At 66.7% G+C, this 12,552-nt stretch carries 13 protein-coding genes; 12 read left to right on the top strand and 1 reads right to left on the bottom strand.

All coding sequences use genetic code 11. The features are described 5' to 3' along the window. Nucleotides 1–132: 132 nt before the first annotated feature. From QM732_RS17260 to QM732_RS17315, 12 genes are all read left to right on the top strand, one after another. Entirely contained in the window at nt 133–699 is a 567-nt protein-coding gene (locus tag QM732_RS17260) for a FliH/SctL family protein (RefSeq protein WP_415657333.1), read from the top strand. Then, nucleotides 696–2,123: a flagellar protein export ATPase FliI gene (gene fliI / locus QM732_RS17265; protein ID WP_415657334.1), complete on the top strand. Its 1,428-nt coding sequence runs from the start codon at nt 696–698 to the stop codon at nt 2,121–2,123. Before QM732_RS17260 ends, fliI begins: the two co-directional genes overlap by 4 nt. Before the next feature lie 71 nt (nt 2,124–2,194). Continuing rightward, the gene (gene fliJ, locus QM732_RS17270) at nt 2,195–2,650 is read left to right on the top strand and encodes a flagellar export protein FliJ (protein WP_415657335.1); all 456 of its coding nucleotides are present in this window, start codon (nt 2,195–2,197) and stop codon (nt 2,648–2,650) included. Nucleotides 2,651–2,660: 10 nt separating this feature from the next. Then, on the top strand, nt 2,661–3,959 hold the full coding sequence (locus tag QM732_RS17275) for a flagellar hook-length control protein FliK (protein ID WP_415657336.1): 1,299 nt from the start codon (nt 2,661–2,663) through the stop codon (nt 3,957–3,959). Between the two features lie 136 nt (nt 3,960–4,095). Then, nucleotides 4,096–4,686, top strand: coding sequence for a flagellar basal body-associated protein FliL (gene fliL, locus QM732_RS17280; protein WP_415657337.1), 591 nt, complete (start codon nt 4,096–4,098; stop codon nt 4,684–4,686). Between the two features lie 13 nt (nt 4,687–4,699). Further along, on the top strand, nt 4,700–5,704 hold the full coding sequence (fliM, locus tag QM732_RS17285) for a flagellar motor switch protein FliM (protein WP_415657338.1): 1,005 nt from the start codon (nt 4,700–4,702) through the stop codon (nt 5,702–5,704). After that, on the top strand, nt 5,694–6,143 hold the full coding sequence (gene fliN, locus QM732_RS17290; RefSeq protein WP_415657339.1) for a flagellar motor switch protein FliN: 450 nt from the start codon (nt 5,694–5,696) through the stop codon (nt 6,141–6,143). Before fliM ends, fliN begins: the two co-directional genes overlap by 11 nt. Before the next feature lie 117 nt (nt 6,144–6,260). Beyond that, complete coding sequence (locus QM732_RS17295) at nt 6,261–6,596, top strand: FliO/MopB family protein (protein ID WP_415657340.1); 336 nt, start codon at nt 6,261–6,263, stop codon at nt 6,594–6,596. Beyond that, nucleotides 6,586–7,335: a flagellar type III secretion system pore protein FliP gene (fliP, locus tag QM732_RS17300; protein ID WP_415657341.1), complete on the top strand. Its 750-nt coding sequence runs from the start codon at nt 6,586–6,588 to the stop codon at nt 7,333–7,335. The genes QM732_RS17295 and fliP overlap by 11 nt, the downstream gene beginning before the upstream one ends. Before the next feature lie 63 nt (nt 7,336–7,398). Next, nucleotides 7,399–7,668, top strand: coding sequence for a flagellar biosynthesis protein FliQ (gene fliQ, locus QM732_RS17305; protein ID WP_415657342.1), 270 nt, complete (start codon nt 7,399–7,401; stop codon nt 7,666–7,668). An 11-nt stretch (nt 7,669–7,679) separates the two neighbouring features. Beyond that, nucleotides 7,680–8,444 (top strand): flagellar biosynthetic protein FliR, encoded by a 765-nt coding sequence (gene fliR, locus QM732_RS17310; RefSeq protein ID WP_415657343.1) that lies wholly within the window; start codon nt 7,680–7,682, stop codon nt 8,442–8,444. A gap of 419 nt (nt 8,445–8,863) precedes the next feature. Further along, complete coding sequence (locus QM732_RS17315; protein ID WP_415657344.1) at nt 8,864–11,167, top strand: TonB-dependent receptor plug domain-containing protein; 2,304 nt, start codon at nt 8,864–8,866, stop codon at nt 11,165–11,167. Between the two features lie 68 nt (nt 11,168–11,235). Here the strand turns inward: QM732_RS17315 and QM732_RS17320 are convergent, their stop codons facing one another. Further along, nucleotides 11,236–12,552 carry an ABC transporter permease gene (locus QM732_RS17320; RefSeq protein ID WP_415657345.1) on the bottom strand — a complete coding sequence of 439 codons (1,317 nt, stop codon included), beginning with the start codon at nt 12,550–12,552 and terminating at the stop codon, nt 11,236–11,238.

The raw sequence follows: 12,552 nt of genomic DNA on the forward strand, positions 1-12,552 counted from the left end.
CGCTTCATTCCTGGCGAGGAAGTCCAGGGGGCCAAGGCCTGGAACCTGGACAATCTGGGCGACACCGCGCCCTCGCCCTTCGCGCCCATGCGCCCGGGCGCCCAACCGCCCGCCCCCGCCTCGGCGGCTCCCGTGGAGCCGCCTCCGCCGCCCGAGCCCAGCGTACAGGAGCAACTGCACGCCGCACGCCAGGGCGGCTACCAGGACGGCTATCGCGACGGCATGGCCGCGCTGGATGCCTTCAAGCAGAGCTTTGCACAGCAGATGAGCCGGCAGATCGGCGTGCTGGTGCAGGGCTTCGACGGCGAAATGCGCTCACTGGAGGACGAGATGGCCGAGGCCATCTCCCGCATCGCCGTCGAACTAGCCCGCCAGGTCGTGCGCAGCGAGCTGGCGCAGCGCCCCGAGCTGATCGCCCGCGTCGCCCACGACGCAGTGGAGGCCCTGCAGCTTTCGGCACGCCACGTGCGCGTGCGCGTCCACCCGGACGACTTTCCCCTGGTGCAGGGCGGCGCCGGCCAAGAGCTGCAGGCCCGGGAGGCCCAGCTCATCCCGGACACCGAGGTTGCGCGCGGGGGCGTCAAGGTCGACGCCGACATCGCCAGCGTGGACGCGACGATCGAGGCTCGCTGGCTGCAGGCCGTCTCGGCCATCGGCCAGCAGTCGATCTGGGAAGACCGGCGGCAGGACGCCGAATGAGCACGCCGCGCGTAGACCGCTGGCAGCGCTACCTGGCCGACCTGGAGACCCTGGCCGGCAACGCCGCGCCGCTGGAATCCCAGGGCAAGCTGGTGCGCGTGGCCGGCCTCGTGCTGGAGGCAACCGGCATCAAGGTGCCGCTGGGCTCGGTATGCCGCATCCAGATGCCCAGCAGCGGCAACAGCCCCCGCCGCGGCGCCGCTCCGGTGAACGCCGAGGTCGTCGGCTTCTCTGGCGACCGCGCCTACCTGATGCCCACCGACGAAGTGCAAGGCCTGTCCAGCGGCGCCACCGTCGTGCCCCGCCACCTGCCGCCACTGGCTCCACAGCTGGGCCAACCGCTGCATCCCTGGCGCCGTGGCGAGGACCGTGGCCTGCACCTGCCTATGGGTGACGGCCTGCTCGGCCGCGTCGTCGACCCCCACGGACATCCTCTGGATCGTGGTGGCGAGCTCAGCAACATCCACAACGAACCCATGGTGCGGCGCCCCATCAACGCGATGGACCGCGACCCGGTGCGCACGCCGCTGGACACCGGCGTGCGTGCGATCAACGCGATGCTGACCGTGGGCCGCGGCCAGCGCCTGGGGCTATTCGCCGGCACCGGCGTCGGCAAGTCGGTGCTGCTGGGCATGATGGCCCGCTACACCCAGGCCGACGTCATCGTCGTCGGCCTGATCGGCGAGCGCGGGCGTGAGGTCAAGGAGTTCATCGAGGACATCCTCGGCGAGCAGGGCCTGCGCCGCAGCGTCGTCGTCGCCGCCCCCGCCGACGCACCGCCGCTGATGCGCATGCAGGGCGCCCACTACGCCACGGCCATCGCTGAATACTTCCGCGACCAGGGGCGCCACGTGCTGTTGCTGATGGACTCGCTGACCCGCTACGCGATGGCGCAGCGAGAAATCGCGCTCGCCATCGGCGAGCCGCCCGCCACCAAGGGCTACCCGCCCAGTTGCTTCGCCAAGCTGCCCCAGTTGGTGGAGCGCAGCGGCAACGGTCTGCCAGGCGAGGGCTCCATCACGGCCTTCTACACGGTGCTGACCGAGGGCGACGACCCGCAGGACCCCATCGCCGACGCTGCGCGTGGCATCCTGGACGGCCACATCGTGCTCAGCCGCGAACTGGCCGAGGCCGGCCATTACCCCGCCATCGACATCGAACGCTCGATTTCCCGGGTGATGACCAGTGTTGCACCGCAAAACCAGGTCGATTCCGCCCGTCGATTCCGCCAACTTCTGGCGAAATACAACAAGGCCCGCGACCTGATCCAGCTTGGCGCCTATGCCCCGGGCAGCGACCCCGAGCTGGACTTGGCCGTTCGCCTGCATGCCGACATGACGCGGCTGCTGCAGCAGGACATGCACAGCCCGGCACTTCTTCACGCCAGCGTCAGCCAATTGCAGGCCGTGGTCCAGGGCGCCTAAACCTTGGGGCGGCGCCCGCCGATATTGTCTTGGTGCCGGACCACTGATCCGTCGCCGCGCTGGAGTTTTGAATGAGTGCATCCGCCAATGACACCCTGGGCCTGCTGCTGGAACGCGCGGAAGGCGAGCGCGACGCCGCCGCCCAGGCCCTGCATGCCGCCAGCGCCCAGGCCCAGGCCGCTCGCGCTCAGCACGGCGAGCTGTCCGGCTACCGGCAGGATTACCAGCAACGCTGGACCCAAAGCTTCGCCCAGGGCACGACGATGAGCATCGTCGGCTGCTACCGCAGCTTCGGCCAACGCTTGGACCAGGCGGTAGATACCCAGGGCCATGTTGCCCAGCACGCCGACCAGCGCCAGGAACGCGCCCGCGAAGCCCTGCGCCAGGCGGAGCTGCGCGTCGCGGCACTGCGCCAGCTGATCGCCCGCCGCCAGGCCGAGGCAGACAAGGTCGCCCAGCGTCGCGAGCAGCGCGCCAGCGACGAGTTCGCCGCCCGCGCCCACCTGCGCCGCTCGGCCCACGCCTGAGGAGGTTTCAATGCTCGGCAGCGCCCAGTACGTCACGCCCAAGCCAGCCGCCATGCCCCCCGCCGCCCAGCCCGCCCAGCCGGGCTCGGGTTCGGCCGGAGGCCCCAGCTTCGCCCATTTCCTGAACGACCAACCCGACCCGCAACCTGCCCACGCCGACCCGGTGCCCAGCGCTCCCGACGCGGCCAGGGAGTCCGCCGCCGCCAACGCGGCGCAGGTTCGCCGCAAGGAGGGCAACGCGTCGTCCGCCAAGCCCGCCGCGCCAGCCCAGGGCCGCGCGCCCGACACGGCCGCAACTCCAGCCAAAGACACCAAAGTCAGCGACGACGCTAGCGAGCCCTCCGGCACGGCGGACGACGCCGACCAGGACGACCAGACGTCGGGGCTGAACGAGTTCACCCAGCTCATCGGCCTGACCGCGCCCGCACAGCCGGCCGTGCAGGCGCAGGCGGCCGCGACGGCCTCGCCCGCTGCAGCCGATGCCGATGCCGACGCCGATCGCAGGCATACCGTCAAGGGAGCACGCACGGGCCGCGCGGTCGATGAACCCGTCGCCGACGAAACCTCCCGCGACGCAGCTGCCGCGACACCATCCGAACGCCGCCCCGCTGAAGCCGCCGCACGCGCTGCCGACGCATCCCGCGCCAAGGGCGTCGAGCTCGCCGCCGACAAGGCTGCAGCCGCGCGCAGCACCCGCAGCGACGCGCTGCAAGCCGCAGGTCCCACCGCCACGCCTGCGGCCGCTGCCCCGCGAGCCGCGGCATCGCCCGACGCCCAGCCCAACAGCTTTGCTGCCGTGCTGGCCCAGAACCAGCAGGTCCAGCCGCTGGCTGCCGCGGCGCCTGGCGCCCCTTCTGCCGCCGCCAGCGCCCGGGTGCATGCCGCACTGCAAAGCGGTGCCTTCGCGCCGGAACTTGGGGCTCGTGTCAGTCTGCTGGCAGTGAATGGCGTGCAGCAGGCAGAACTGCAGCTAAATCCGGCGGACATGGGGCCGGTGGCCGTCCAGATCGTCGTCGACGGCGCGCAGGCCCAGGTCTCCTTCCACGCCGCCCAGGCCGAGACGCGTCAGGCGCTGCAACAAAGCCTGCCCGACTTGGCCGCCGCGCTCCAGGGCCAGGGCCTGACGCTGGCGGGCGGTGGCGTCTTCCAGCAGTCCTCCCAGGACACGCGGGAGGGAGGATCCCAGGCCGGCAGCGACGACGGGCGCGGCTCCCATAGCGCCGGCGCGAGTGCCGGCGGCGTGGATGGCGGTGGCGCGGCAGCGCAGCCTGCCCGCCGCGCCGTGGGCCTGCTCGACACATTTGCCTGAGGCTGAAGCGGAAATAGCCACGCCTGGCCCGAGCTAATCGACGCTTGCCCGGCAGGGTCAGCGTCAATAATCGGGCGCAATGGTGCTCATGGGCGGCGATGGCCGGCTTGGGCGAAGGACGTCTCAAGGAGTTCTCATGGCGACTGCGCCGGCTGCCGAAACCGCCGCACCCTCCGGGGGCGGCAGCAAGAAGCTGATCATCATCCTGGCTGCCGTGCTCGTGCTGGTGCTGCTGGGCGGCGGCGCGGCCCTGATGCTGCTGAAGAAGAAGGCCTCGGCGGAGGACGGCGAGGACGGCGAGGCCGTCGAGGCGCCCGTCAAGGCCAAAGCCAAGGCCAAGCCCGACCATCCACCGACCTTCGTGCCGCTGGACCCGTTCACGGTCAACCTGGCCGACAAGGACGTGGACCGCTTCGCCCAGGTCGGCGTGACGCTGGAGGTCGAGGATCCAAAGTTCGCCGATCAGGTCAAGGCCTACATGCCCGCTATCCGCAGCAACGTGCTGATGGTGCTGTCGCACAAGACCGCCGGCGAGCTGCTGACCCGTGAGGGCAAGGAACAGCTCGCCAAGGAAATCATGCGCGAATCGGTGCGCCCCATGGGCATCGAGCTCGACGACGAGGACGAGGCCGCCGACGACACCCCTAAGAAGAAAAAGAAGAAGCGCAAGGCCGCGGTGGAAAGCCCCGTGACACAGGTCCTGTTCTCCAACTTCATCGTCCAGTAGGCCTGGTTCCGCCATGAATCAGCAGATCCTTTCCCAAGACGAAGTCGATGCACTGCTCCAGGGCATCACCGGCGAGAGCCAGAAGCTCGAGCAGGAGGAGGAGCAGGTTGGCGGCATCCGCGAGTACAACCTCGCGAGCCAGGAGCGCATCGTCCGTGGGCGCATGCCCACGATGGAGATCATCAACGAGCGGTTCGCGCGCAACATCCGTGTGGGCCTGTTCAATTTCATCCGCAAGAGTCCCGAGGTCGCCATCGGCGGCATCAAGGTGCAAAAGTACAGCGCCTTCCTTCGCGAGATCGTCGTCCCGACCAACTTCAACATCGTCTCGGTGAAGCCTTTGCGCGGCAGCGGACTGATCGTCTGCGACCCGACGCTGGTGTTCGCCGTCATCGATTCCCTGTTCGGAGGCATCGGCAAGTTCCACGCCCGTATCGAGGGCCGGGACTTCTCCCCCACCGAACAGCGCGTCATCACCCGCATCGTCGAGGTCGTCACGACCGAGTACGCCAAGGCCTGGAAAGGCGTCTACCCACTGGAGCTGGAGTACCAGCGGTCGGAGATGCAGCCCCAGTTCGCCAACATCGCCACGCCCAGCGAGATCGTCGTGTCGACCTCGTTCACGCTGGAGATCGGCGAGACAAGCGGCACCATCTATTTCTGCATCCCCTACTCGACGCTGGAACCCATCCGCGACGTGCTGTACTCGACTACGGTGGGTGACTCCTCGGAGCCCGACCGGCGCTGGATCAACCTGCTGAAGACGCAGATCCAGGCCGCCGAGGTGGAGCTTGTCGCCGAGCTGGGCACGGCGCCGGCCACCGTCGAGCAGTTGCTGGCCTTCAAGCCGGGCGACTTCATCGAGCTGGATCTCGACCCCATGATCCAGACCAAGGTGGACGGCGTGCCCGTGTTCCAGTGCCATTACGGCACATCCAACGGTCGCTACGCCCTCAAGATCGACAAGATGCTGACCGGCTCGCAGGAGAGCTGGTTGGGAGCCAAACATGAGCCCTGATTCCCCCAGTCAAGAAGAACAGGACGCAATGGCGGCCGAATGGGCTGCAGCCCTGGCCGAGGCCTCGTCCGCACCCGCCGCGGCCACTGAGGTGGTTGCCGAGGTCGCGCCCGAGCAGGTGTCCACGCCCAGCTTCGCCAACTTCACGCCGACGACGGCAGGAGGGCCGGCAGGCGACATCAACATGATCCTGGACATCCCCGTCCAGCTGACTGTGGAACTGGGCCGCACCCGCATCCCCATCAAGAACATCCTGCAACTTGCCCAGGGCTCGGTCGTGGAGCTCGATGCGCTGGCCGGCGAGCCCATGGACGTGCTGGTCAACGGCTATCTGATCGCCCAGGGCGAGGTGGTGGTCGTGAACGACAAGTTCGGCATCCGGCTGACCGACATCGTGACGCCTTCTGAGCGTATGCGCCGACTCAGCAAGGCCGCATGAAGACCCCACCGGCCGGGCCCGCGGCGCCTGCCGTATCGGCGGTCCCTGGACAACTGCGGGTTTGTCTCGGCATTTAGGGAGTTCGACGCCAGCATTCCGTCCGGAGAATGCCGAGGCATGAATGCCACTGGTCTGCTCCCCTTTCTCTGGTTCCTCGTCATCATCGCGCTGATCCCGGTCGCGCTGTGGCTGCTAAAGCGCACGCCCTACGGGCGCGCACTGGGTGGTTCCGCCACGGGCAGCGTACTGCGCGTCGTGACCCAGTTGCCCACCGCGCCCAACCAGCGCCTGCTGGTCGTGGAGGTCGGCCAGGGCGAGGACCGCCGCTGGCTGGTGCTGGGCGCAACGCCGCACAACATCACCACGCTGCACGTCATGCCGCCGCAGGCCGAGCCGCCCGCGCCAGCAAGCTTCGCCAAGCTGCTGGGCAAGGAGCGTGGCGATGCGACCTAAGTTACTGCTGGCCGGGGCCCTGGGCCTGCTGACAGCTGGCAGCGTGCTGGCCCAGGGCCAGACGCCGCCAGCCACCTTGCCGCTGCTGGTCGGCCAAGGCGCTGGCGGGAGCTTCTCGGTGCCCATCCAGACGCTGCTGTTCTTCACGGCGCTGGGTTTCCTGCCCGCGGTCATCCTGATGATGACGGCATTCACGCGCATCGTCATCGTGCTGAGCCTGATGCGCCAGGCCCTGGGCACGCAGGCTGCGCCGCCGAATCAGGTCATCGTGGGCCTGTCGCTGTTCCTGACCTTCTTCGTCATGAGCCCGACGCTGGACAAGGTCTACGCCGACGCGTGGCAACCCTACAGCGCAGGGCAGATCCAGTTCGACGAGGCGCTCAAGCGCGCCGAGGTGCCGATGCGCGGCTTCATGCTCAAGCAGACCCGCCAAGCCGACGTGGCCCTGTTCTCTCGCCTGGCCAAGCTGGATGCCAGCGTCAAGCCCGAAGACGTGCCCTTCAAGGTGCTGGTACCAGCCTTCGTGACGAGCGAGCTCAAGAGTGCATTCCAGATCGCCTTCCTGGTGTTCATCCCCTTCCTGGTCATCGACATGATCGTCGGCAGCGTGCTGATGAGCCTGGGCATGATGATGCTGTCGCCCGTCCTCGTCGCCCTGCCCTTCAAGCTGATGCTGTTCGTGCTGGCGGACGGCTGGAACCTGCTGCTCGGCTCACTCGCCGCCTCGTTCGTCACCTGACGAACTCGCCGGATACCCCGCCCAAGCCGCGCCAGTAGCCCTGCACCCCATCGACTGAGAATCATGGACGCCCAACAAGTCTTCACCTTCGGCCAGCAAGGCCTGTACATCCTGATGCTGGTGGCCGCGCCGGTGCTCATCGTCGTCCTGTTGGTCGGCGTCACAATCAGCATCATCCAGGCGGCAACGCAGATCAACGAGGCGACGCTGTCCTTCGTGCCAAAGGTCATCGCAGCCATCCTGACGCTGCTCGTCGCCGGGCCGTGGATGATGACGGAGCTGGTCGAGTACATCCAGCGCACGCTGCAGTCGATCCCTTCCGTCGTAGGCTGACGCAGCCACCCATGTTCAGCATCACCGAGGCCCAGTTGCTGGCGTGGTTGAACCCGCTGCTCTGGCCTTTCATCCGCACGCTGGCGCTGTTTGCCGGCATGCCCATCTTCAGCCAGCGCAACGTGCCGCTTCGCCTGCGCGTGGGCCTGGCGCTGTTCATCTCGCTCGCGGCCCAACCATCGCTGCCGGATATCCCGCCGACACCACTGGACTCGCTGCCGCTGCTAACGCTGCTGATTGCCCAGCAGTTGCTGATCGGCCTGTCCATGGGCTTCGCTGTGCGCATCGTCTTCGCCGCGCTGGAGTTCGCGGGCGAGGTCATCGGACTGCAGATGGGGCTGAACTTCGCCGGCTTCTTCGACCCGAGCACCGGCTCCCAAGGCACGGCCAGTGGCCGCTTCTTCGGCAGCATGGTGGCGTTCCTGTTCATCGCGATCAACGGTCACCTGCTGCTGATCAATGCTCTGATACAGAGTTTTCACGCCTTCCCTGTGGGCGGTGAGCCCTTCGCCTTCCTGCGCCTGGCCTCGCCGCAGCAGTGGGGCGCCGAGATCTTCAGCATCGGGCTGTGGATCGCGCTGCCACTGATCACGATGCTGCTGTTCGTCAACCTCGTGCTTGGTGTCATCTCGCGCGTCGCGCCACAGATCAGCGTCTTCTCCGTCGGCTTTCCACTGACGGTGAGCGTGGGCTTGATCGGCATGGTGGCCACGCTTCCGCTGATGCAGACACCATTCATGGTGGCGCTGGAGCGGCTGCTGGCAGCATTCAGCTGATTCCCAGCCTGACGGCGCGCGGGGAATCTTCTTCGCGCGGTTGCCGTCATCCACAGCCGGCAATTGGGTTCCCGCTCTAGGTGCGAAGCCGTCGGCGTCCGGCGTGGCCGGCTGCCCATCTCCCCTGTTTCATCAAACGTACGCGCGGGGGTCCTGCCCAGACGCTTTTGCTGACGCTCATGCGCCCCCCGCTGCTGGTCGAATGTCAAGTGATGACGGAAGCGGCAGCTCGGTGCGCAGGTCGCGAATGATTCAGTTCAGCCCGAAGCCTGCGCAATCCGATTGAACAGCGGGCTCAAAGCCTCGCTGCCGGCTTGCACTATTCGAGCGGGTCTTCCCTAACTTCTCATTTGCTGGCCTTCTACTTGCACACGGACGGCTACCATCCGCCCCGCTCCGGATCGTCCCCTTGCTCGCCAATGACCACGTTCCCCGCCCTGACGGCTCTTTGTGCTGCTCTCGCATTCGTACCGCCCACTTTTGCCCAGGAGCAGCCCCTCACCAAGAAGGCCAACGAGAACGCCGAAGCCAAGACGGATGAGAAGGTCGACGCCAAGACCCAGAAGCTTGATCGCGTGGACGTTTCGGGTGGCGCCAGCGACGATGAGGCGCGACGCGCCTCCACCGCAGCCAAGATGGTGATCGGGCGCGAGGAATTGCTGCGTTACGGGGACAGCTCGATCAGTGAGCTGATGAAGCGCCTGCCCGGGGTAACCACAGGTGGCGTGGCCGGCCGAGGGGGCGACATCCGCATGCGCGGCTTGGCCGGCGGCTATACGCAGATCCTCGTCAACGGCGATCGCATGCCTCCTGGCATGTCGCTGGAGACTCTGCCACCCGAGCAGGTCGAGCGCATCGAGGTTCTGCGCGCGCCGACTGCGGAGTTCGGTGCGCGCGCCATCGCCGGCACGATCAACATCGTGCTGCGCCAAGCGCCACCCAGGCTGGTCAACGAACTTCGCCTGGGGTTGTCCACCGAGAACGGCCACGTGCGGCCGAGCTTCAACTGGAGTCGCAACGACAAGCTCGACGACAAGGGAGCGACAACATACAACATCACGGTCAACGCGCAGCAATCCAACTTCAACAACGAAGGGCGCGGCCGCAGCAAGGTCCATGACCTGCAAAGCGGCCAAGACAGCGTGATCGACAGCCGGAACAGCAACGAGAACCGGAACCGCTCGCTAAACCTTAACGGGCGCCTGCAATGGAAGCCTTCCAACCGCGAGCTGTTGGCGTTTGCGCCCTTTCTGAGCATTGGCAATGGGGATGGACAAGGAGATTTCGAGCGCACGCAGACGCCCGAGCCACTACCCAATGACCCCCTGGCGCGCTTCGATCGATCGAGCAATCGTTCCAAGAACCGGTACAGCGGAGGTGGCCTCAGCGGCCAGTGGAACACGGGCGTCGGCAAGGAGGGGAAGCTCGAATCCAGCGCAATGCTGGGCCGATTCAGCAGCAACTTCAGCGCCGAGACCCAGGAGTTCAAGAACACGCAGTTGGTCCAATCCCGCCTGGACGGTGGCGATTCGCGCAATGGGAACTGGAGCCTGCGCAGCAAGCTCTCTCAACCCGTAATGGAGGAGCACAGCATCGTTGCCGGAGTGGAGACAGAGGGCCGGCGCATGCGGCAACAGCGGCACTGCGTGGAAGACGGTGCGTCTTGCGACTACCTGCTCGACTTCGGCGACCAGCTCGACGCCGGCAGCCGCCGGCTCGCCCTCTACGCCCAAGACGACTGGAGCGTCGGCAAGCAGTGGTCTTTCTATGCCGGGTTGCGCTGGGAAGCGATCACAACAGAGAGCACAGCCAAGAGCTACGCCGTGAGCAACACCTCGCGCGTGCTGACGCCATTGTTCCACGCGCTCTACAAGTTCAGTGACGACCCAAAGAAGAGCCGCGACCAGATCCGGCTGAGCCTGACGCGCAGCTATCGCTCGCCCGAGCTCAACGACATGATCTCCCGAACCTATGTGAACTCGCTCTACCCCTGCCCCACTAGCCAGCGCTGCCAGGAGACGAACGAGTTCATCTACTCGGACTACGCCGGCAATCCGCAACTCCAACCGGAGCTCGCGACCGGGCTGGATCTTGCATACGAGCAGTACCTCAGCAAAGGCGGCGTGCTCAGCGCCAACATCTTCGTACGCCGCATCAGCAATCTCGTTCGGCGGCTGACCGAGAAGGAAACGGGGCTGGAATGGTCAGACGCACCGCGCTGGGTCTCGCGGCCGCGCAACATTGGTTCGGCGCTCAGCAGCGGCCTGGAGCTGGAAGCCAAGTTCCGTCTGGACCAATTCGTAGACGGCGCACTGCCGATCAATGTGCGCAGCAACCTTAGCCTCTACAAGTCATCGGTCGACGGCATTCCTGGCCCGCACAACCGGCTGGCCCAGCAACCCCGCTTCACCGCCAATCTGGGTGGCGACTACCGCCTCAAGAGCCTGCCGCTGAGCCTCGGCGCCAGCCTGAACTACACACCGGTGAACACACTGCAGACGACGCGCGAGGCGGCCACGCGCTCGTCAAGGAAGCAGGTTCTGGATGGCTACGCAAGCTGGAATTTCGACACCAACACGGTGCTGCGCCTATCAGCCACCAATCTTGCGTCGCAGAGCTACAGCAACGACACCTTCACCATGGCGCCTGAGAAGACCGTAGCCTCGCAGAACTGGGGTCGGACATACACGGTGTGGTCGCTGAGACTGGAAATGAAGCTCTGAGCACTTCGCCGTCGAACCTTCTGGCAACGGCAAAGTGCTTACCACCCGGGCCTCGCCCCTGCCCTTCATCAGGCTTCCCGCAGCGCCGTAGTCACCGGTAGCGACGCCGCCCGCACCGCGGGGAACAGCCCGCCGACGAACCCGATGGCCAGCGCCCACTTGATGCCCTCCCACAGCAGCCCTGGCGACACGGCCAGGTTGAAGCTCAGCTTGCCGACCGAGCCGGCCGCCATCGTCGATGCCTCGAACCCGTTGAAGAGCAGCCAGGCCACGGAGCCGCCGATGACCCCCCCGATCAGGGCCAGCAGCGTTGTCTCCAGCATCACCGCGACCACCACCGGCAGGCCGCGAAACCCGATGGCGCGCAGCGTGGCGATCTCACGCGCCCGAGCTGCCACGGCTGCGAACATCGTGTTCAGCGCACCGAACACCGCGCCCACGGCCATGATGGAGCCCACCGTGATGCCGATGATGCGCAGGATCTTGGTCATCTGTTCGCCCTGCTTCGAGAAGAAGGCCAGCGTCGTGCTGGCCTTGACCTTGAGCTGGGGATTCGCTTCAAGGGCTTCGCTGAACGCCTTGATGGCGGCCGGGTTCTCGAGCTTCACCGTCGCCGAGTTGCGACCGCTGCCGCGCTTGTAGCTGTCGTTGACGACGTTGGCATCGGCCCAGAGTTCGGACTCCATGGAGTCGCCCGATGCAAAGATGCCGACGATGGTCCAGGGCTGGTTGCCCAGTTTCAGCGTTGCACCGAGCTTGAGCCCGTCGAACTGCCGCACCGCACCCTTGCCGACGATGATCTCGCGAAGGCCCGGCTGGAAGCTCCTGCCTTCGACGATCTTGGCGTTGGGCCGTACGGTGAACGCCGCCTCGCTGATACCGCGCACCTGGGCGCTGCCGGTGTCCCCCGTCTGGCTGCCCTTGATCGGCAGGTTGGCCGCAACCACGGTTTCGGCCGAGATGATGGGCTCGCCCTTCGCGTTGCGGGCGATACCGGGCGCCTGCTCGATCTGCACGATGTCCTCACGGCTCAGCGACGACGACACCTCGTTGGCCGAGGCGCCGCGCATGACGATGGCGGTGTCATCGCTGCCCGAGTTGCGCAGCGTCTGCGCATAACCTTCGGCCATGGCCAGCAGGGCCACCAGCACGCCGACGACGCCAGCGATGCCCACGACGATGACGGCCGAGGAGCCCAGGCGCTGTGCCAGCGTGCTGATGCCCACCGAGGCGACGGAGCGGGTCTGCATGCCGGAGCGGAAAAGGAACAGCCACGCAGCCAGCACTACCGCCGCAGCGACGGCCCCCTGCCAGGGCAGCAGGATCCAGCCGACGAGCAGAAGGAGCGTCAACAGGACGAGTCCGGTGTTTTTCAAGAACTTCAT

The organism is Roseateles sp., from assembly GCF_047654805.1.
GTDB lineage: Bacteria > Pseudomonadota > Gammaproteobacteria > Burkholderiales > Burkholderiaceae_C > Pelomonas.